This is a genomic window from Amycolatopsis sp. NPDC114503 (assembly GCF_055633655.1).
On sequence record NZ_JBVKDT010000007.1, the window covers coordinates 62,667 to 81,202 of the forward strand.

Consider the following 18,536-nt stretch of genomic DNA (forward strand, 5'->3'; position numbering starts at 1 on the left):
TTTGGGCCGAACCACAGACGTTGGTTTTTCCGGTCGCGGGGGTGTTTTTTGAGTGCAAAAAATCTACCCACCCACCATCCCCGCCGCCCGCATTTGTGGCTTCGTATCGGGGTGCAGGGCCGGGTCTGGGTGCCCGGTGAGTTGAGTGGCGTTGGTGGCGGTTTGCGGGGTGGGCGCACACCACGTGGGGGGCCGTCGCGAGTTGGGTTTGCGAGTGCTGAACCGGCCCGGTCAGTTCAGGTCGGAGGGGTTGGTGAAGGTCGCCAGTTCGGTCGGCGGAAGCGGGACTGCGCCCAGGGTTTCCAGGAATCCCGCTTCTCTGGTGAGCAGGCGGCAGACGACGCGCAGCCGGCGCAGCGGGTGGGTTTCCTCCAGCAGCAGCTGACGATCCTCCAGCGGGAGCAGGCAGTCTGCGGCTAGTTGGTAGGCGAGTTCGCCCAGGTCGGCGTCGTCGTGGGGCGGGTGCCAGTCGTCTGCGTGCCAGGCGGCTTCGCAGTATCGCTCGTGGGCAGCTCGGGCTACCTTGGCCAGTTGGCGGGCCGTCGACTCCGCCGTGGCGGGGACTGGGTCGTCGGGGAGCCAGTCCACTACAGCCATCAGGTAGGGCGCGGACGCTCGGTGCAGTTCGCGCAGGCGGAAGCGGCGCGAGGCGCGCGTGACTACGTCGTAGCGGCCGTCCGGGAGGCGTTTCGCTTCGCGCAGGATCGTGCTGCAGCCGACGCTGTACACATGGTCTAAACCACTGACCTCGCGGACCAGCGGGGCGCGCAGGGCGACCACGCCGAACTCGTGCTCCGGGACGTTGCCGGTGACCAGGTCCGCGGTGAGCTGCCGGTAGCGCGGTTCGAAGATGTGCAGCGGCAGGTGCGTACCGGGGAGCAGCACTGTCTGCAACGGGAACAACGGCAGGGTCGCCGTCCCGCTGGGGCACTGCTCTGGCTCGGTCACGCGGTCCACGGTACGGGCTGCGGAGCGCTGGCGCAGTTCGTGTTTACCGCCGCGGCGGGGGTTTCAGGACCGCGAAAGGGTCGGTGATGTGCATGTCTTTCGCGGCAAAAGAAAACAGCGCCGCAGGTCGTCCGCCTGCCCGGCCGGGGGCGGCGGTGTGTCCGGTGGGGACGAGCAGACCACGCCGTTGGAGCACGCGTTGCAGGTTCGTGGCGGACACCTTGTAGCCGAGTGCGGCGGAGTACAGGCCGCGCAGCGCGGAGATGGTGAATTCCTCTGGGGCCAGTGCGAAACCCAGGTTGGTGTAGCTCAATTTCGACCGCAGGCGGTCGCGGGCGCGCAGCACGATCGCCTCGTGGTCGAACGCGGTGCGCGGCAGGGCGTTCACGTCGTGCCACTCGGTGTCTTCGGGGACTGCGGGATCGACGTCGGAGGGGACCAGGCCCAGGAACGCGGTGGCTACGACGCGCGGTCCGGGGACGCGGTCCGGGGCGCTGAAGACGGCCAGCTGCTCGACGTGCTTCAGCTGGCGGACGTCCACCTTCTCGGCGAGTTGCCGTCTGATCGACGTTTCGACGTCCTCGTCGGGGCGCAGCCGGCCGCCGGGGAGCGACCAGCGGCCGAGGTGCGGATCGAGCGCTCGGCGCCACAAAAGCACGCGCAGTGTGTCCGAGCGCACTTGAAGGACTGCCGCCAGAACCTCGTGGGCGAGGGGGGCTCGGGTGTTAAGATGGCTTCGCACGGTTTTCGATTGTAAGGCGAAAACCGGGATGGGGAGGAACCGGGGTCGATCCGGTTCGCAAGGCCGGCGATTATCGAGAGGGCCGAACACATGACCACCACGCTTGACCAGGATCTGACCCCTTACGGCGGGGTCGAGGCGGACGCGGACTGGGCCGCCCGGGTGCGGGAGCTCGCCCGCAAGCGCGACGCGGTGCTGCTCGCGCACAACTACCAGGTCCCGGAGATCCAGGACATCGCGGACTTCACCGGCGACTCTCTCGCGCTCAGCCGCATCGCGGCCAGCAGCGACGCGTCCACGATCGTCTTCTGCGGCGTGCACTTCATGGCCGAGACCGCGAAGATCCTGGCTCCGGAGAAGACGGTGCTGATCCCGGACGCGCGGGCAGGCTGCTCGCTCGCCGACTCGATCACCGGCGCCCAGCTGCGCGAGTGGAAGGCCGAGCACCCGGGCGCGGTGGTCGTCTCGTACGTGAACACGACGGCCGAGGTCAAGGCCGAGACGGACATCTGCTGCACGTCGTCGAACGCGGTCGACGTCGTCGCTTCCATCCCCGCTGACCAGGAAGTTCTCTTCCTTCCGGACCAGTTCCTCGGCGCGCACGTGAAGCGCGTGACCGGGCGCGAGAACATGCACGTCTGGGCCGGGGAGTGCCACGTGCACGCCGGGATCAACGGGGCCGAACTGGCCGCGCGCGCCGAGGAAAACCCGGACGCCGACCTGTTCATCCACCCCGAATGCGGCTGCGCGACCTCCGCGCTTTACCTGGCGGGCGAGGGCGCGGTGGCCCCGGAGCGGGTCAAGATCCTGTCCACCGGCGACATGGTGCACGCGGCGCGCGACACCAAGGCGACCTCGGTGCTCGTGGCCACCGAGATCGGCATGATCCACCAGTTGCGCAAGGCCGCGCCGGAGATCGACTTCCGCGCGGTGAACGACCGGGCCTCGTGCCGGTACATGAAGATGATCACCCCGGCCGCGCTGCTGCGGAGCCTCACCGAGGGCGCGGACGAGGTCCACGTCGACCCGGAGACGGCTTCGCGGGCCCGTGCCTCGGTGCAGCGGATGATCGAAATCGGGCAGCCTGGCGGTGGGGAATGAGCGGCCTAGTTAACGCCGATGAGGCGAAAACCTCACCGGATCCGCGCTGGGAAGCCCGGGCCGACGTGGTGGTGATCGGCAGCGGCGTGGCCGGGCTGTCGGCGGCGCTGCGGGCCCGTGAACTCGGGCTGCACGTGCTGGTCGTGACGAAGGCGGCGGTCGCCGACGGCAACACGCGGTGGGCGCAGGGCGGCGTGGCCGTGGTGCTCGACGGCGAGCGCGACGAGGGCGACACGGTCGAGAAGCACACGGCGGACACGCTCACCGCCGGAGCCGGGATCTGCGACGAGGCCGCGGTGCGGTCGATCGTCGGCGGGGGTCCGGCGGCCGTCACCGAGTTGCGGCACAACGGCGCGGTGTTCGACCACAGCTCGGGCGGGCTGCTGTCGCGGGCTCGCGAGGGCGGGCACAGCGCGTTCCGGGTGATCCACGCGGGCGGCGACGCCACGGGTGCGGAAGTTGAGCGTGCGCTGGTCGCGCAAGCGGGCGAGCGGCGGATTCCGGTGCTGGAGCACCACATCGCGGTCGACGCGCTGCGCACTCCCGCGGGCGAGGTGGCCGGAGTGACGGTGCTCGACCGCAACGGGGTGCCGGGCGTGGTGCGCGCGTCCGCGGTCGTGCTGGCCAGCGGCGGGTTCGGGCAGCTGTACCAGGCGACGTCCAATCCGGAGATCGCGACCGGTGACGGGCTGGCTCTTGCCTTGCGTGCCGGGGCGACGGTGGCCGACATCGAGTTCGTGCAGTTCCATCCGACGGTGCTGTACACGCCGGGTGCGCGCGGGCGGTGTCCGCTCGTGACGGAGGCGGTGCGCGGTGAGGGCGCGACGCTCGTGGACGGCGCGGGAGCGTCGGTGATGGCCGGGGTGCATCCGCTCGGCGATCTGGCTCCGCGCGACGTCGTGGCGGCGGCGATCACACGTCGGCAGCTGCTGGCTCCCGGAGGCATCGACGATCACGTTTTCCTTGACGCCACTGGTATTTCCGGCTTCGCGAAGCGGTTCCCGACGGTGCACGCGGCGTGCGCGGTGCTCGGCATCGACCCGGCGGTGGACGCGATCCCGGTGACGCCCGCTGCACACTTCGCGTGTGGCGGCGTAGTGGCCACTGTGGACGGACGGTCGAGCGTGCGCGGGCTGTACGCCGCGGGCGAGGTGGCTCGGACCGGGCTGCACGGGGCGAATCGGCTGGCGTCCAACAGTCTTCTCGAAGGGCTGGTCGTCGGGCAGCGGACCGCGGAGGCGGTCGCGGCGGATCTGGCCGCCGGATTGCTGCCGGATCCGTCGCGAGGCCGGCTTCCGGAAAGGACGGTCGCGCCGGCGGCGGAACGTGATGTGCTGCAACGGGTGATGAGCCGGTATGCGGCGATCGGCCGGGACGCGGACGGGCTCGCGGCGGCGGGTTCCGCGCTCGACTTGTCAACAAAGGACAGTCCGTTGTGGACGCACAGCGCGGTGGAGGACGCGGCGCTCACCGTGGCGGCGCAGGCGTTGCTCGCGGCGGCGGAGCGGCGGACGGAATCGCGGGGATGTCACGTGCGGACGGACTTCCCGGAGCGGGACGAGGGGCTGCGGCGGAGTCAGCTGATCCGGCTGAGCCCGTCGGGACAGCCAGTGCTGGTCGAGGCAACGTCGTTGGAAGGGGTGGCATGAGCGGGGAATTCTCCGAATCGGTCGTGCGGTCGCTGGTGGTGGACGGGCTGGACGTCGCCGACGTGCGGCGCGTCGTGACCACTGCGCTGGAAGAGGATTTGCGGTACGGGCCGGACGCCACGACGGCGTCCACGGTCCCGGCCGACGCCCGCGCGGTGGCGGAGCTGACGCCGCGCGTCGCCGGTGTCGTGGCCGGGATTCCGGTGGCGCTGGCCGTTTTCGACGAGGTGCTCGGCGACGACTACGAGGTGGTCTCGATCCGCGAGGACGGTTCGCCTGCCGTCCCGGGGGAGCCGGTGCTCGTGCTGCGCGGTCCAGTGCGCGGGTTGCTGACCGCGGAGCGCACGGCGCTGAACCTGTTGTGCTTGCTGTCCGGAGTGGCGACGGCGACCGCGGCGTGGGTAGCCGCGATCGACGGAACCGGTGCGGCGGTGCGGGATTCTCGGAAGACGACGCCGGGGTTGCGGCTGCTGCAGAAGTACGCGGTGCGGTGCGGCGGCGGCGTGAACCACCGGATGGGCCTCGGCGACGCGGTGCTGATCAAGGACAACCACGTGGTCGCGGCCGGTTCGGTCACCGCGGCGCTGGCGGCGGCGCGGGAACACGCGCCGCAGCTGGCGTGCGAGGTCGAGGTGGACGACTTGGCCCAGCTGGACGAAGCGCTGGCCGCCGAGGCGGACGAGGTGCTGCTGGACAACTTCACTCCGGAGGAGTGCGTGAAGGCGGTCGCGCGGCGCGACGAGGTGTCGCCGAAGACGCGGCTGGAGTCGTCCGGCGGCCTGACTCTCGATCGCGCACGGCCGTACGCCGAGTCCGGTGTGGACTATCTCTCCGTCGGCGGGCTCACGCATTCCTCGCCCGCTCTCGATCTCGGGATGGACCTGCGCTAACCCTGTCGCCGCGGCCCGCTCTCCACTAGAATCTCCTTGTCCGACAAGGGGAGGGGGCCGCGGTGCGGGGAATTGCCGCCGGAGCGGTGGCCGCGCTCGTGGCGCTCGGCCTGCCCATTACGGCGACCTCGGCGCGGGCGGCCGCGTGCGCGAATCCGTCCGGCCCGTACACCGGCGCGGTGTCCTGGGGCCAGCGGCTGGTGAACCCGCCGCGGCTGTGGCCGCTGACCAGGGGCGAGGGCCAGACCGTCGCGGTGATCGGCACCGGCGTCGACAAGCAGAACGCGCAATTCGGTTCCGGGCAAGTGCTCGGCGGCGCGGGCACCGCGGATTCCGACTGCGACGGCCGCGGCACGATCGCCGCGGGCATCGTCGGCGCGCAGCCGGCGAACGAGACCACTTTCACCGGCGTCGCGCCTGGGGTGAAGCTGCTTCCCTTGCGCTACACCGAAAGCAACGGTTCGTCCTCGGACGGCGGCGGTGATCCGGGCGCGCTGGCCGGCGCGATCGACACGGCGGTCGACCGTGGTGCGGGAGTGATTCTCGTGGCGGTCCCGGCAGGTTCGGACAGCCCGGCGCTCGGCTCGGCGCTCGAACACGCGAAGTCGCGCGGGGCCGTAGTGATTTCGGCCGCGGCGGCTGCTCAGCAAGGGGCGCATACTTATCCGACCGCTTCGAAGGACGTGCTCGCGGTCGGCTCGACTGACGAATCCGGCGCGCCGGTGCAGACCGAAGCCGGGGACTACCTCGGAATCGCCGCGCCTGGCGCGAATCTGGTGAGCACGTCGGCGGGCGGCGGAGGCGCGGTCGCGCATCGGTGGCCGATCACCGACCCGAGCCTGGCCGCGGCGTATGTCGCCGGGGCGGCGGCGCTGGTGCGTTCGGCGCATCCGGAGCTGAAGGGCGATCAAGTGGTGAACCGGTTGATGCTGACCGCTTCCCGTCCGCCGTCCGGGGCGCACGATCCGCGCCGGGGCTGGGGAATGCTCGACGCTTACGCCGCGGTGTCGTCGACGTTGCCCGCCAACGCGCCTGGCCCGAGTGCGGCGGCGGTGCGGTCTGCGCTGCCCGCGGTGGTTCCGGCCGCGGCGCAGGCTCGGCCGACGTCTGATGTCGCGGCGGGAGTCGTCGCGGTGGGCGGAGTCGCGGCGGCGGCCGCGGCCGGGATCGGGGTGGCGGCGTTCCGGCGGGGACGGCGGCGCGGATGGCGGCCGTCGCGGTTTCGGGCCTGAGCAGGTGGCCGAGCCTCGTGAGTGGCGACGCCGGTTCTAATCGGCATTGCCACTCACGAGACGGATGGAGCTGACGGTGGGGCCTTTGCGTTTGTCGCGTGCGAAGGTTGGCTGCGCTGCTTCGGCGGTGGGCTCGTGAGCGGCGGTGCCGGTTCTAACCGGAGTGAACACTCACGAGGCGGGTCGAGCCGATAATCGCCACCCCGCGTCCGTCGCGGGCGATGTGCACGCTGAAATCCGCGCCCTCACGCGAAAACCGGCCGATCACTTCCCGATAAGTGCTGCGGTCGTACGATTCCCAGCCCGCCGCTTCCAACGTCGGACGCACCGCTTCGGACAGCACCCGCAAAGCGCCAGGGCTGTCCTCCAACCGGACCCCGTACTGCCAGCACACCAAATTCCCCGGCTGCGCGGGATCGCAGTCCAGCTCACCGTCCACTGTGGGCACTGCGCGCGAGCCGAACGCCTCGGCCACGCTGTCGATGACGTTCGTCAGCTCAGCAGCCAGATCCTTCAATTCGCGCGTGATCACGGCAGCACCGCCGGAACCGGCACGGGCGCTTCGGTGACGTGGCCGCCGGTCAGCACGCCGTAGATGTTCTCCCACGAATCCGAACCCGGTTTGAGCACGCCGCTGTGCGAGGACAAGCCCCATTGCACGTCGCCCGCGGCGTCGCGGCCGGTGGTGAGTTCGGTGACGCCGGGGAAGGTGTCCGGGTCCGCTCCGTGGCCGATGCCAGTCCATTCCAACGCCCCGGCGTTGCCCTGGGCGAGGATGATCGGGTCCAGCGGGGCGGTCATCGAGTACCGCTGCACGCCGGCTTGGCTCGGCGGCAGGTCTGCTGGGCTCCATACGCCGTGTCCCATGCCCGCCGACTCTACGTGCAGCACCCGGTCCACTGGCAAGCCTTGCTGGTCAGCGAGCCCGACGGTGGCGCCGCCGTAGCTGTGGCCGATCGCGGTGATCGTGGCCGCGCCGCCGGTCTGGGAATCGACCTGGCCGCGCAGTTCGTCGCCGAATGCCTTGAGGTTCGGGGCCATTGTCTGCGCGTAGCTGGCTTCGGAACCCTCGGTGGTGACGTTCTGCGGGAACACGCCGTCGGCCCACACGACCATCGCGGTCCGGCCGCTCGGGTCGGCGGCGACGAGGCTGCGGCCGAGGTCGGCGTAGGACTGGAAGGTGTCCATCCGGGTGTGCACGCCGGGCACGAACAGCCCGACGTTGCGCGTGCCCGGCTGGATCGAGCCGACCAGTTCGGCGATCCGGCCGTTGCCGGACGGATCGAACCGCAGGATCTGCCGATGGTCGTCGAGAATGCTTTGGTACAACGCGATTCGCCGCTTCGAACGGGCGATGGCGTCCGGGTCGGACAGTCCGGCCAGCCGGGTCCGCTCGGCGGCGAGCGCGTCGGAAACCTTCATGCGGTTGGCCGCGATGGTCCCGGCCCAGCCGCCGCTGCCGGCGGATTTTCCGGCTGACGGCACCGGGTCTTCGGGCAGCAGCGAGCGGTACATCGCCGCCACCTGCTCGTCGGCGCGCCGGTATCCCGCCGAGGAAGCGGTGAGACCGTCCCGAAGGACCTGGATGCGAACGACGCGCTGGTCGACGTCCCCGGCGAGCGCGCCGAGCGTTTTCGCCAGCCCGGCGGCACATCCGGCCGACGCGGACACCTGGCCGAAGGCCGCGGCGGGCACTCGTTCGCCCGCCACAGCCTGCTGCGCGGTCCGGAGCGCGCCGGCGCGGGCGTCCACTTCGGACGCCGCGCCGGCGAGTTTCGCCGGGGCGACCCGGTATCCGTCGGTCACGGCTGGTCGGCCGGCTCTTCGCCGATGACCGAGGGCGCGACCGGAGCCTGCTGGCCCCACACGTTCTCGGTTTCGACGAGCCACGCGGGAATCCGCCTGCCGGAGCCCATGTCGCCGCCCGCGCCCATGCCGCCCATCGGCATCATGGGCATCATCGGCATCGCGCTCTTGGCCGCCGCGCCCGCCGCGCCGGCGGCGCCGCCCGCGAGCCCGCTGAGGACGTTCGACTGCGCGTTCCCGGCGAGCCCGGAGTGCGCGGCCGGAGCTTCCCCGGCGCCGCTGAGGCCGCCGCCGGACGGAATGCCGCCGCCGTCGATCGACGGAGCGCCTCCGCCGCCGACCGGGATCCCGCCGCCGCCACCGCCCGCGGGACCGGCTCCGCCACCGAGCTTCATCCCCGGCGGGGTGTCCTGCGCTTTGTCCTTGTCGCTCTTGTCTTTGTCCTTCGAGCCGCCCGAAGCCCACGGCGGAACCTTCGGCATGATCGAACCGAAGCGGCCGAACGCGGCGGCGGACGCGGCCGCGAGACCGGCGGTGAACATGTCGCCGAACAGCGGGCTGCCCGGCGTCTGCGCCGGGTGTCCGGGCTGGGAGCCGGGAACCTGCGTGCCGTCGGTGGGCAGCGGATGCGAGTCGACCGGAGCGCCGACCGCGGTGCCGCCGTCCGGGCTGTTGCCGATCGGGCCGGTCGTGCCCCCGGTGGAAGCGCCGCCGCCGGGAACCGGCTTGGGCGGCGGAGCGGCCGCGTTCGGCGAAACCGGAATCGCGTCCTCGGCGGTGTCGTAATTCGTCGCGAGGTTGTTCATCACGACGATCGCCTTCGCGTGCGCGGAGCCGGCGGCGTTGGCGGCCTGTTGCTGCGCTTCGACGTTGGCGATCGCCTGCTGCCGCTGCTGGGTCGCGGCGACGACGGTGGCGGGAGGGGTGTCCGGCGGAAGCAGCGGTGGGTTGACCGCCAGCGCGACGTCGGCGGGGGAGACGTCCGGCACCGCGACCGGCGGCGGCATCTCGGTTTTCGCCTTGACCAGCGCGTCCGCGGCGTCCTCCAGCATGTCGCGCATGCCCTGCGCGGTGACCGCGACCTTGCGGATGCCGCCGACCAGGTCGGTCATCATGGTCCGGTACTGGTCGGCCGCGCCGCCGGTCCACGAGCTGGAGAAGTCGGTGAGCTGGTCGGACAGGTTCTCGGCCTGGTCGTACAGCCCGCGCGAGGCCGAACCCCACTGTTCGGCCGCGGAGCGCGCGGTGGTCGGGTCGCCCGCCTGCAGCATCGCGTAGAGCTGCTGGTGGGTGTAGCCGGCGAAATTGGTGCGAGGCCCGCTCATGTGTTCTTACCCCCTGAAGAATCAAGGCCCAGCAACGAGAAAAGCGGGTCGAGCAGACCGGTCTGCTGACCCGATTGGTGCAGGTCGCCCGCGACCGACTGGTCGGCCTGGGCGTATCCGTCGGCGACGGTGGTGGTGACGTCCTGAGCGAACGCGATCGCCCCGCGGACCTGCTCCAGCAGGCCCTGCATCTCGGCGACCGCGGCGTGGTGGGCGTCGGCGAGCGAAGCGGCTTCCCCGAACTCCCCGAACAGCAGCGGATGCTCCCCGAGGGTGCGCAGGAAGTCGTTCGGCCGGGACATCGCGTGGATCTGGGTTTCCAGCTCCCGGACGAAGTCCGTCAGCGATTCCAGGTGGACGTAGTACGACTGGTCGGGCATCGGCCGGTGACCTCTCGTGCGGCAGGACGCGGGAAAGCCGGCCGTCCGGAGCGGGCGGGGGGTGGTCCCGCCCCGGACGGCCGGCGTCGGGGCCGGATCAGGCGAACAGGCCCTGGTTGCGGTTCTCCAGCTGGTGCTGGAGATCGTGGGCGTCGCCGACCTTGGTGCCGAACTGCGCGATGATCGCGACGATGTCGGCGGTCGCCTGGCGGAGCCGGGTCTCGGACGCGCGCGCCGCTTCACCGGCGGAGCTGCCCGAGGCGTACCAGGTCTGGGTGATCGGCTGCAGGTTCTGGTGCAGCTGCTCCAGCTGGGAGGTCAGCGCCTTCGCCTTGGCGGCGAGCGACGCGGAGCTGTGCTGCAGGGCCCCGAAGCTGATTTCTACGACGTCAGCCATGGTGTCTTGTCCTCTCTCAGGGGTTGAGGCGAGGGATCACGTTGCCCTCGACGGTGTGGCTGACGCTCTGGAAGCTCTGGTGCACGTCGGAGTCGCCCGCGTTGTAGTTCGTGTGGCTGGTGTGCACGAGCTGCGACATGGTGTCGAGTTCCCGGACGGCGGCGGTCATCTTCTCCTGGAGCCTGCGCTGCAGGTCCCAGAACGCGACGGCCTGGTCGCCCTTGTAGTTCCGCAGCGTCTCGGTCAGCTCGGACTCCAAGCTGGCCATCGTCGTCTTCGCGCTCGACGCGGTCTCCTCGAAGCCCTGGACGGCGCGCGTCATGGCAGCTGAATCTGCCTGGAATCCCGGACTGGACATCTGACGGGCCACCTCCTTCCCTCTCGTGGAAAATCCCGGTGCGCGGCGGGCCGCGCGGTGTGAATGTCACGCTAGAAAAAGAGCGGGTCCGGTCAAACGGCACAACTGCCGGTCGCTTTGACGGCACTATTACCCACAGGTGGGGTCCGCCCTACCCCGGAGACGGGGGACGACGCCAGTGCTGATCCCCCCGCTGGAGCACCAGGCTGAACCCCATGACTTCCTGGGGATTACGACTGTTCCGGCTGCATCGCCCGTTGGGGGTGCTGGCCGGGGCGATGGCGGTGCTGCTGATCGCGTGCGTGTTCGGGCTGCTGCTGGATGATCGCACGCTCGTCAACGCGCCGCTCTGGGCCAAACCGTTCAAATTCGCTGTTTCGGTGGCGTTGTACGCGCCGACGCTGGCGTGGCTGTTGTCGCTCGTGAAGCGCGGCCGCCGGGCGGGCTGGTGGATGGGCACGGTGTTCGCGGTCGGGATGGGCACGGACATGGGGCTGCTGGTGTGGCAGGTGCTCGTCCAGGACCGCCCGCTGCACTTCAACCACGAGACGCCGGCCGACGTGACGATCGGCAACATCCTGGCCACCGGCGCGTTCACCGCGTGGGGCGCGACCGCGGCGGTGGTCGTCCTGCTGCTGTTCCAAAAGCTGCCGGACCGCGCGCTGACGTCCGCGCTGCGGTGGGGAACCGCGCTCGCGGCGGGCGGGATGGGGCTGGCGCTCATGATGTTCTCGGCCAGCCCGGCGCAGCAGCGGGTGCTGGACGGCGGCGGGAAGCCGTCGATGATCGGCGGCCACACGATCGGTCTCGAGGACGGCGGGCCGGGGTTGCCGCTGCTGGGGTGGAGCACGGCCGGCGGGGATCTGCGGATCACGCATTTCGCGGGGATCCACGCGATTCAGGCGCTGCCGCTCCTGGCGCTCGCGTTGGTCGCGCTTTCCCGGCGGTATCCGGTGCTGTCCGACGAGCTTGTGCGGCGCCGGCTGGTGTGGACCGGGGCGCTCGGGTACGCGGGGGTCATCGTGATCACTGCGTGGCAGGCGATGCGGGGGCAGTCGATCGTGCGGCCGGATTTCTGGACGCTTGCCGCGACTGCCGGGTTGGTCGCGGTGGTGGCGCTCGGTGGCTTGCTGTCGGTTCGGGCGGCGAGCGTTCCCGATGAACGGCATGCGTTGAGGGGATTCTGAGATCTGTTCGGTAGCTCTTGCCTGGCCAGCCGAGGGTCGGCTGGCTCGGCGGGAGGGCGGGGTCGTGGCATTTCCTCAGGGGTTGCTGGATTCGTTGCGGCGGGAGCCGGACGGGGTGGCGTTCGAGCACGGGGAGCGGCGGGTTCGCCGGGGGGAGGTGCTGGAGCTTGTCGGGCGGTTCGTGGCGGGGTTGCGGGCGGCGGGGGTGCGGGCCGGGGACGGGGTCGGGATCGCTACCGGGGTGACGCCGGAGGGGTGGGCCGCGCAGGTGGCTGTGCAGACGCTGGGGGCTCGGGCGGTGGGGGTGCGGGAGGGGTTGCCGCCGGCGCATTGGGCTGCGGTGCTGGACGGGGTTGTTGTTGTGGTGACTGATGATTCGTTTCAGTTTCCTGGGGTGCGGGTGTTGCGTATCGGTGCCGAGCTTCTCGCGGAGTACGAGGAGCCGGTGCCTTGCGGGGCGGCTGGGGATATCGGGTGGGTGGTTTTTACTAGCGGGAGCACGGGGGTGCCTAAGGGGGTCGCGTATCGGTTTGATGCGTTGGGGGAGTTCGGGCTTGAGCAGCGGGCTGGGGGGTCCGAGGGGGAGTATCGGCGGTTTTTGCTGTTCGGGACTTTGAGCAGTGCGGTGATGGTGTTGCATTTGCAGGCTTGTCTGCTTGCTGGGGGGACTGTGGTGATTCCGGTGGGGGTGCCGGATTTTCCTTGGGTTTTGCCTCGGTTGGGGATTACTGCCGCGTTGGTTACTGTGCCCCGGTTGTATCGGATGTTGGATGTGTTGCGGCGGGAGGCTGTTGATCTTTCCGGGGTGCGGATGCTGACTGTGGCCGGGTCGCCGGTGGAGCCGGGGTTGCTGGCTGAGGGGTTTGCGCGGATCGGGCCTGCGTTGCGGCAGGGGTATGGGCAGACTGAGGCTGGGAAATTGACCGTGCTGGAGGCTGCGGATGTTGAGCGGTTTCCGGAGGCGATCGGGTCGGTGGGGTTGCCGGTCGAGGGGGTTTCGCTTCAGGTGCGGGACGGCGCTGGGCGGGAGGTGCCGGTGGGGGTTGTGGGGGAGGTTTTTGTTCGTACTTCAAGGGCTTTCGCGGGGTATTGGGGGGATTCCTCGTTGAGCGAGACTGTGCTGGTTGACGGGTGGGTTCGTACGCAGGACATCGGGCGGGTCGACGAGCACGGGTTTTTGTATCTGACTGGGCGTGCTCGGGATGTGGTGATTGTCAATGCGGTGATTCATTACACCGGGCCTATTGAGCGGGTTCTCGCTTCGCATCGGGATGTGGATCAGGCGTATGTGGTGGCGGTGCCGGATGAGCGGACTGGGGAGGCGGCGCATGCGTTTGTTGTTGCTGCGCCTGGAGGGGTGCCGGATCCGGAGAGGTTGAGGGAGGCGGTTGCTGCGGAGTTGGGGGAGGGGGCGGTTCCGGCTTCGGTGACTGTGGTGGGGGAGGTTCCTGTTGCGGGGTCTGGGAAGCCGGATAAGGGTGCGTTGCGGGGGATGGTTCTTCGGGGCTCGTCGCCTGGCGGCGACATTGCGCCCGGGTGAGGTGGGGGCACCCCGAAGCTGATTGTGCTGACGGTCGGTGGGTGCTTGTCAAGGCGGGAAAGATGCCTTGACAAGCACCCGCCGACCGCAGGGGAGGCTTCGTATCGGGGTGCAGGGTGGGGGATGGCTGCTTGGTTGTTTGGGGGCGCTGGTGCGGGTGTGGCTGCTTGGTTGGCTGGGTGCGGGGGTGCGGGTGTGGCAAAGGGCTCCTTGAGGGAAGGCAATTCCCTCAAGGAGCCCTTTGTGTGTGTTTGGGGGTTACACGCCTGCGGTTTGTTTGATCCAGTCTCGGCTGTTGGCGACGCTGGCGTAGTTCTGGGTGCCGTGTTCGTCGCTGCCGGAGTTTTCGCCGGTGGAGCAGACGCCTACCTGGACGCCGTCGGCCAGCTGCGGGCCGCCCGAGTCGCCGTGCCAGGAGGAGCCGGTGACGCCCTTGCTGGCGATTGCCTTGCCGTTGAAGGCGTCCGTGCTCTCGCCGGTCACCTGGACGTCCGCGGTCTTGAGGGTGTCGGACGGCGGGCTCTGGTCCTTGGTGCGGCCCCAGCCGTAGATCTGGTTGGTGGCGCCGTTTGCCGGGTCCTTGTCGGCCAGCTTCATGAACGTCGCGTCCACTGCGGACTTGAGGTGCAGCAGGGCGATGTCGCCGTTGGGCGAGGCCTTCTGCTCGTCGACCGCAGCTTCGGTGCCCTTGCCCAGCGAGACGTCGCCGACCTTGACGTGCATGCCGCCCTTGTTCAGGCAGTGCTGCGCGGTGAGCACCCACTGCGAGGCGATGATCGTGCCGGAGCATTCGAAGCCGCCGTAGTCGGTCACGTCGTCCCAGAAGATCTGGGCGCCCCACGGGGCCGACTCCACGGTGCCGCCGCCGATGATGTGCGTGTCGGCGCTCGCCGGGACTGCTGCCCCGACTCCGAACGCCATCGCTGCCCCTGCGACGACGGCCGCCGCTTTCGCGTAACGCATGGAAAATCCCTCCGCCTCGGTGGTGATTTCCCGACCGTAGGCGGCATCTGGAAATCCGGTAACCTACGGAAGTCGGTCTTCGATCCACGTTTCGCGGAGCGTGCCGTCCGGGTCAAGACGCCGGTGGAGGGCTTCGGATTGCTCCGGACGGGTGAGCGCGGCGATGGCGGCTTCCTGCTGAAGGTGCAGTGCGCGCACGGCGACGCGGAGTTTGCGGATCCGGCCGCGTACCCGGAGCCGGGCTCGCCACGGGTGCCAGAGGACGGCCAGCAGGAGGCTGGTGGTTTCGGCGCGGTACGTCTGGGCGGCTTGGGTGAGGTGGTCGGCGTTGGCGTCGGAGATGCCGCCGAGGCGTCGGTCGACGGTTGCTGCGACGGCGCATTCCAGGACGCGTTCGTGCGCGCCGCCGGCGAAATCGGCGACTCGGCGGGGGATTCCGGCGACCAGGACCGCGGTGAGGAGTTCGGACAGGGCCTCGTGGAGGGCGCGGTGTGCGTCCGTTCCGTCTTCGAGGACGGCGACGATGCCGAGTGCGTTGGCTAGGGACTTCCGGCTGGCCGCGGTGTTCGGGGGCAGGCCGATCCGGATGTCGTGCACGCCGCCGGAGATCGCGCGGGTCGCTTCGAGCCTGCGGTATACCTCGGCGCGGAGCTGGCGGCGTTCCTGGGTTTTGGCGAGGTAGTTGGTCAGCGCGGCGCCGACGACTCCGCCGCCGGTGGTGTAGGCCAGTTCGACCAGGCCGGGCATCGGGGCTCCCTCGCTCGTGGACTGCCTATGCTGGCAGAGCGAGCGGCAAGCGAGAGCTATCGGGGAGTGGGATGCAGACGGTGACGTTCGGCGCGGCTCGCGGCGACCGGCTGGTGATCGCGGTACGCGGGCGGATGCATCCCGGCGCGGACGATTTCTGGGACGGGAACTGGCTGGTCAGCCCGATCGAGATCGTGTCCGGCGGGTTCACCGCGCGGCTGGACGCGGGGTTGCGGGCCAATGAGTTGCGGGAGTTTCGGCAGGAGTTGGCGGCCTGCACGGAGTCTGGGGGAAGCGCGCGGCTGACGTCGCTTGAGGACTGGCTGGACCTGACCGTGACCGTCGCGGACGGGCGGGTCGAGGCTGAGGGCGTGGCGGTCGCGGATCATTCGAGCGGGAACCGGTTGTTGTTCCGTCTCGAGGGGATCGCGTACGCGCAGGTGGCGGAGGTCGTCGCCGCGTTGCTGGCCGTGGAGGAGGAGTTTCCTGTGCTGGGGCTTCCGTAAGGCTGCAGTTGTCGTGCCGCTTCACGCTGATGCCGGTGAACTGGCCGCCGTCCGAAAGGGACAAGAAGACGTCCGCGGCGTTCCTCCGGAGCAAAGGCCGGACCGTCGTCACCGACGGCGAGAACAAGGCGGCATTGACGTTCACGGAATGCCGTACAGCTGGCCAAAGACACCAATCTGCAAGCGACGTACGGATTCATTATCAATGTAGTGAGGAACGCTCCATGACGGCGGTGCGCACGGATGGCGTATGAGATCCACCTGTACTGCAAGACCGGCGGGGTGGCCGCCGACGCGGGCTTCGCGGCACTGACCGAGGGCGCCGCTGTGCCGGTCGAGAACCGGCACAGCGGAGAAGGCTGGGTTTCCGCGGAGGTGGGCGACGGCTGTCAGCTCGAGTTCTCCGCGGGCGCTCCGGTGGTTGCCGCGATGATCGCCGAGCTGGTTCCGAGCGACGAGTCGGGCCGGGTCGGCGCATCGGACGCGGTAGCGACGCTCACGTTGAGCGGTGAAGTCTCGTGGTCGGCGGTGTCGGCGGTCTGGCGCGCGGCGAAGTCGTTGTGGGATGTGGTTCCCTACGATGACGGTTCCGGTTTCGCAGTGGATCTCGACGCGTTGTGACCGGCGACGGCATCCCGGCAGCTTTCGTTCTCGCCGGACCACGGCGTTTCGCTGACGAATGGCTCGCCGTAGAAGGAAAATCGGTCGTTCCCGTAGTCGCTCTGTCCGGAGTGGACGATGCGATAGTGCGTCGGTTGCGCGAGGGTGCGCGGATCGTCGGCGCGCGTGAGGTGTTGTGCTGCGGGCTCGAGCCGGGAGCGGTTCCGGAGCGGCTGGCAGTTTCGGAACTGGCGCCGGGCGGGACGGCAGTGCTGTACGTCCTGTCTGACCTGTCCGGCGCGGTTCTCGCCGGCGAGGGATATGTGCTGGTGGCGGGCACCTCGTCGTTCCTCGCCGGTGCCGTCCCCGGAGGTGTCGACCGTGCCCGGCACGGGTTCGGGCACGTGGCTCGGCGGTTGGCCGGACGGTATCCGGAGCTGCCCGGCATCGCGGCGGAGTACCCGGTGCGGACACCGGTGTGGGCCAAGCGGAGCGAGGTGCCCGCTGAATCCGGTGCGGCGCGGCAACTGGCCGCGATGGAGGCACTCGTTCGCGGGGAGTTGTCCGGGCCGGAGTTTTCCCGGACGTGGGGCGCCGCTTGGCAGCTGTCCAACGAACGAGGGGAACGGTTGCAGACCCCGTTTTACGAGGTCTTGAACCATCTGTTCTTCGTGCTGGAGGACTATCCGATCGATCCGGCACTGCGCGACCCGGGCGACGTGACGGACGAGCAGCTGCTCGCCGAGGTGCGTGCGGCGTTGCGGCGGCTGGCGGCGGCGGAAAGCTTCTTGGCCCGCGGTCCGGTGGCGCGGGAGATCCAGTTGTACTGCCGGACCGGCGGGCTGAGCGCTGCTGCCGGGTTCGAAGCGATGACCGAGGCATTGCCGGTCGAGGACCGCCGCGACGGCGAAGGCTGGGTGTCCGCGAACGTGGGCTGCCGGCTTGAGTTCTCCGCGGTCGCCCCGCTGATCTCGGAGTCGTACTTGGAGACGATCCTGAAAAGCTCTCCAGGCGACGAGCGAGCTCGCGTCGCCGCTGCCGACGCGATCGTGACGCTCACGCTCAGCGGGGATGTCGTGCGGCCGACGGTAACGGCAGTGCGGCGCGCAGCGAAGTCGTTGTGGGACGTGGTTCCGTACGACGACGGCGCGGGCATCGACGCGGACCTTGACGAGCTGTGACCGCGAGGGGGCCGGATGAGCTACATTTTCACCAGTGTCGTCGACGACGAGAATGTGTGGAGTCCGGCACTTCGGGTCGGCCGGTTGTTCGTGAACATGGGCGTGACGCTGGCGCACAACTTCGATCTGACCATCAGCGATGCCGGGCTGAGCCCGATGGCCGCCGATTTCTACAGCGTGGATCCGGCTCGGCTGGCGGCGTTCGTGCGGACGCTGCTCGACAGCTCCGTGATGACGCATTCGGTGTACCGGGAATTGGCGCGCGGGTTTCTCGGAGTATGCCTCGTCATGCTGGAACGGACCGGTATCCCGATCGAAGACGTGCCGCCGGATGTGGCCCGGTGCCGGGATTCGCTGCGGAACATTCCGAGCTGACGCATGTGGCCCGAGATTCCGCGGTTGAGCAGGTTGCCGGCACGGGAGCGGTTCGAGTGGTGGATCGCCGGGGGACGGTTGCCCGACGGTACGCATCCGTGGGGCTGGGGCGAGTTGCTCAGCCTGTTGTTCACCGGGTTGTGGCAAGAGATCGACGACGGTCAGGCGTGGTCGGAGGCGGAGAAGGAACGGTATCTGGGCGCGGCCTGCGACGTGCTCGCGCACGTGGAAGAGCACGAGCTGCTCTGGGCGGACGAACTGCTCAACCGGCAGTTGATGGTGTCGATCAGGCTTGCCGAATCCGGGTTTTCCTTGCCTGGCAAGGGGTATGGTCCTGAGGACGCCATCCAGCGGATCGCGGCTGTGCTCACGCCGGAGCGGATCGAAGAGTGCGAGCGGCTGAGCCCGGTGTGGACGAAGTTGTCCACGCCGCAGATCGGCCGGCTGCATCGGGCCAAGGTGCTCGTCAAGCTGGCCGGGCAGGTGCTGCCTTATCTTGTCGATCCGGAGATGCGGGCCACTGTGGTCCGGTGGCAAGCGCTGTATCCGCAATTGCCTTGAGAACGGCTGACGTGCCGAGCCAGAATGAACGCATGGCCGAACGGGATC

At 69.6% G+C, this 18,536-nt stretch carries 21 protein-coding genes; 11 read left to right on the forward strand and 10 right to left on the reverse strand.

Features of this window, described 5'->3' with window-relative positions:
• Positions 1–231: 231 nt before the first annotated feature.
• Together ACZ7OI_RS28475 and ACZ7OI_RS28480 are read right to left on the reverse strand one after the other, a co-directional pair.
• Entirely contained in the window at positions 232–948 is a 717-nt protein-coding gene (locus ACZ7OI_RS28475; RefSeq protein WP_470267223.1) for an LON peptidase substrate-binding domain-containing protein, read from the reverse strand.
• A gap of 43 nt (positions 949–991) precedes the next feature.
• Positions 992–1,645 carry an NUDIX hydrolase gene (locus ACZ7OI_RS28480; RefSeq protein ID WP_279630357.1) on the reverse strand — a complete coding sequence of 218 codons (654 nt, stop codon included), beginning with the start codon at positions 1,643–1,645 and terminating at the stop codon, positions 992–994.
• Positions 1,646–1,780: 135 nt separating this feature from the next.
• On the opposite strand from ACZ7OI_RS28480, the gene nadA reads away from it, so the two are divergent.
• From nadA to ACZ7OI_RS28500, 4 genes are all read left to right on the forward strand, one after another.
• Complete coding sequence (nadA, locus tag ACZ7OI_RS28485) at positions 1,781–2,791, forward strand: quinolinate synthase NadA (protein WP_037809568.1); 1,011 nt, start codon at positions 1,781–1,783, stop codon at positions 2,789–2,791.
• Positions 2,788–4,440 carry an L-aspartate oxidase gene (locus ACZ7OI_RS28490; protein ID WP_470267224.1) on the forward strand — a complete coding sequence of 551 codons (1,653 nt, stop codon included), beginning with the start codon at positions 2,788–2,790 and terminating at the stop codon, positions 4,438–4,440. The genes nadA and ACZ7OI_RS28490 overlap by 4 nt, the downstream gene beginning before the upstream one ends.
• On the forward strand, positions 4,437–5,330 hold the full coding sequence (nadC, locus tag ACZ7OI_RS28495; protein WP_470267225.1) for a carboxylating nicotinate-nucleotide diphosphorylase: 894 nt from the start codon (positions 4,437–4,439) through the stop codon (positions 5,328–5,330). The genes ACZ7OI_RS28490 and nadC overlap by 4 nt, the downstream gene beginning before the upstream one ends.
• A 62-nt stretch (positions 5,331–5,392) precedes the next feature.
• Complete coding sequence (locus tag ACZ7OI_RS28500; RefSeq protein WP_470267226.1) at positions 5,393–6,562, forward strand: S8 family serine peptidase; 1,170 nt, start codon at positions 5,393–5,395, stop codon at positions 6,560–6,562.
• Between the two features lie 154 nt (positions 6,563–6,716).
• Here ACZ7OI_RS28500 and ACZ7OI_RS28505 read toward each other — a convergent pair whose 3' ends face one another.
• The 6 genes from ACZ7OI_RS28505 to ACZ7OI_RS28530 all read right to left on the reverse strand — a co-directional run bounded on the left by ACZ7OI_RS28505 (position 6,717) and on the right by ACZ7OI_RS28530 (position 10,828).
• Positions 6,717–7,094 (reverse strand): hypothetical protein, encoded by a 378-nt coding sequence (locus tag ACZ7OI_RS28505; RefSeq protein WP_470267227.1) that lies wholly within the window; start codon positions 7,092–7,094, stop codon positions 6,717–6,719.
• The gene (locus ACZ7OI_RS28510) at positions 7,091–8,368 is read right to left on the reverse strand and encodes an alpha/beta hydrolase (RefSeq protein ID WP_470267228.1); all 1,278 of its coding nucleotides are present in this window, start codon (positions 8,366–8,368) and stop codon (positions 7,091–7,093) included. Before ACZ7OI_RS28510 ends, ACZ7OI_RS28505 begins: the two co-directional genes overlap by 4 nt.
• Positions 8,365–9,693 carry a WXG100 family type VII secretion target gene (locus tag ACZ7OI_RS28515; protein WP_470267229.1) on the reverse strand — a complete coding sequence of 443 codons (1,329 nt, stop codon included), beginning with the start codon at positions 9,691–9,693 and terminating at the stop codon, positions 8,365–8,367. Before ACZ7OI_RS28515 ends, ACZ7OI_RS28510 begins: the two co-directional genes overlap by 4 nt.
• On the reverse strand, positions 9,690–10,073 hold the full coding sequence (locus ACZ7OI_RS28520) for a hypothetical protein (RefSeq protein WP_470267230.1): 384 nt from the start codon (positions 10,071–10,073) through the stop codon (positions 9,690–9,692). Before ACZ7OI_RS28520 ends, ACZ7OI_RS28515 begins: the two co-directional genes overlap by 4 nt.
• 97 nt (positions 10,074–10,170) lie before the next feature.
• Positions 10,171–10,470 (reverse strand): hypothetical protein, encoded by a 300-nt coding sequence (locus ACZ7OI_RS28525; protein ID WP_037809581.1) that lies wholly within the window; start codon positions 10,468–10,470, stop codon positions 10,171–10,173.
• A 16-nt stretch (positions 10,471–10,486) separates the two neighbouring features.
• Positions 10,487–10,828 (reverse strand): WXG100 family type VII secretion target, encoded by a 342-nt coding sequence (locus ACZ7OI_RS28530; RefSeq protein ID WP_378312602.1) that lies wholly within the window; start codon positions 10,826–10,828, stop codon positions 10,487–10,489.
• A 215-nt stretch (positions 10,829–11,043) separates the two neighbouring features.
• Between ACZ7OI_RS28530 and ACZ7OI_RS28535 the strand changes: the two genes are divergently transcribed.
• Together ACZ7OI_RS28535 and ACZ7OI_RS28540 are read left to right on the forward strand one after the other, a co-directional pair.
• Positions 11,044–12,015: a hypothetical protein gene (locus tag ACZ7OI_RS28535; RefSeq protein WP_470267231.1), complete on the forward strand. Its 972-nt coding sequence runs from the start codon at positions 11,044–11,046 to the stop codon at positions 12,013–12,015.
• A 64-nt stretch (positions 12,016–12,079) separates the two neighbouring features.
• Positions 12,080–13,555 carry a class I adenylate-forming enzyme family protein gene (locus ACZ7OI_RS28540; RefSeq protein ID WP_470267232.1) on the forward strand — a complete coding sequence of 492 codons (1,476 nt, stop codon included), beginning with the start codon at positions 12,080–12,082 and terminating at the stop codon, positions 13,553–13,555.
• A 258-nt stretch (positions 13,556–13,813) separates the two neighbouring features.
• Here ACZ7OI_RS28540 and ACZ7OI_RS28545 read toward each other — a convergent pair whose 3' ends face one another.
• Positions 13,814–14,518: a S1 family peptidase gene (locus ACZ7OI_RS28545; RefSeq protein WP_470267233.1), complete on the reverse strand. Its 705-nt coding sequence runs from the start codon at positions 14,516–14,518 to the stop codon at positions 13,814–13,816.
• A 63-nt stretch (positions 14,519–14,581) separates the two neighbouring features.
• On the reverse strand, positions 14,582–15,265 hold the full coding sequence (locus ACZ7OI_RS28550) for a hypothetical protein (RefSeq protein ID WP_470267234.1): 684 nt from the start codon (positions 15,263–15,265) through the stop codon (positions 14,582–14,584).
• Between the two features lie 71 nt (positions 15,266–15,336).
• Here ACZ7OI_RS28550 and ACZ7OI_RS28555 point away from each other — a divergent pair, with 71 nt between their 5' ends.
• From ACZ7OI_RS28555 to ACZ7OI_RS28575, 5 genes are all read left to right on the forward strand, one after another.
• Positions 15,337–15,771: a WapI family immunity protein gene (locus tag ACZ7OI_RS28555; RefSeq protein ID WP_470267235.1), complete on the forward strand. Its 435-nt coding sequence runs from the start codon at positions 15,337–15,339 to the stop codon at positions 15,769–15,771.
• 243 nt (positions 15,772–16,014) lie between these two features.
• The gene (locus ACZ7OI_RS28560; protein ID WP_470267236.1) at positions 16,015–16,392 is read left to right on the forward strand and encodes a hypothetical protein; all 378 of its coding nucleotides are present in this window, start codon (positions 16,015–16,017) and stop codon (positions 16,390–16,392) included.
• Positions 16,389–17,552, forward strand: coding sequence for a hypothetical protein (locus ACZ7OI_RS28565; protein ID WP_470267237.1), 1,164 nt, complete (start codon positions 16,389–16,391; stop codon positions 17,550–17,552). Before ACZ7OI_RS28560 ends, ACZ7OI_RS28565 begins: the two co-directional genes overlap by 4 nt.
• Positions 17,553–17,567: 15 nt before the next feature.
• Positions 17,568–17,927 (forward strand): DUF6086 family protein, encoded by a 360-nt coding sequence (locus tag ACZ7OI_RS28570; protein WP_470267238.1) that lies wholly within the window; start codon positions 17,568–17,570, stop codon positions 17,925–17,927.
• A 24-nt stretch (positions 17,928–17,951) separates the two neighbouring features.
• Positions 17,952–18,488: a hypothetical protein gene (locus tag ACZ7OI_RS28575; RefSeq protein WP_470267239.1), complete on the forward strand. Its 537-nt coding sequence runs from the start codon at positions 17,952–17,954 to the stop codon at positions 18,486–18,488.
• Positions 18,489–18,536: the final 48 nt, after the last annotated feature.

What these genes read in the sequence shown, in the direction of transcription:
- nadA (WP_037809568.1), top strand. Translation starts at nt 1,781, where the DNA reads ATGACCACCACGCTTGACCAGGATCTGACCCCTTACGGCGGGGTCGAG.
- ACZ7OI_RS28490 (WP_470267224.1), top strand. Translation starts at nt 2,788, where the DNA reads ATGAGCGGCCTAGTTAACGCCGATGAGGCGAAAACCTCACCGGATCCG.
- nadC (WP_470267225.1), top strand. Translation starts at nt 4,437, where the DNA reads ATGAGCGGGGAATTCTCCGAATCGGTCGTGCGGTCGCTGGTGGTGGAC.
- ACZ7OI_RS28515 (WP_470267229.1), bottom strand. Translation starts at nt 9,693, where the DNA reads ATGAGCGGGCCTCGCACCAATTTCGCCGGCTACACCCACCAGCAGCTC.
- ACZ7OI_RS28520 (WP_470267230.1), bottom strand. Translation starts at nt 10,073, where the DNA reads ATGCCCGACCAGTCGTACTACGTCCACCTGGAATCGCTGACGGACTTC.
- ACZ7OI_RS28525 (WP_037809581.1), bottom strand. Translation starts at nt 10,470, where the DNA reads ATGGCTGACGTCGTAGAAATCAGCTTCGGGGCCCTGCAGCACAGCTCC.
- ACZ7OI_RS28530 (WP_378312602.1), bottom strand. Translation starts at nt 10,828, where the DNA reads ATGTCCAGTCCGGGATTCCAGGCAGATTCAGCTGCCATGACGCGCGCC.
- ACZ7OI_RS28535 (WP_470267231.1), top strand. Translation starts at nt 11,044, where the DNA reads ATGACTTCCTGGGGATTACGACTGTTCCGGCTGCATCGCCCGTTGGGG.
- ACZ7OI_RS28545 (WP_470267233.1), bottom strand. Translation starts at nt 14,518, where the DNA reads ATGCGTTACGCGAAAGCGGCGGCCGTCGTCGCAGGGGCAGCGATGGCG.
- ACZ7OI_RS28550 (WP_470267234.1), bottom strand. Translation starts at nt 15,265, where the DNA reads ATGCCCGGCCTGGTCGAACTGGCCTACACCACCGGCGGCGGAGTCGTC.
- ACZ7OI_RS28555 (WP_470267235.1), top strand. Translation starts at nt 15,337, where the DNA reads ATGCAGACGGTGACGTTCGGCGCGGCTCGCGGCGACCGGCTGGTGATC.
- ACZ7OI_RS28560 (WP_470267236.1), top strand. Translation starts at nt 16,015, where the DNA reads ATGGCGTATGAGATCCACCTGTACTGCAAGACCGGCGGGGTGGCCGCC.
- ACZ7OI_RS28570 (WP_470267238.1), top strand. Translation starts at nt 17,568, where the DNA reads ATGAGCTACATTTTCACCAGTGTCGTCGACGACGAGAATGTGTGGAGT.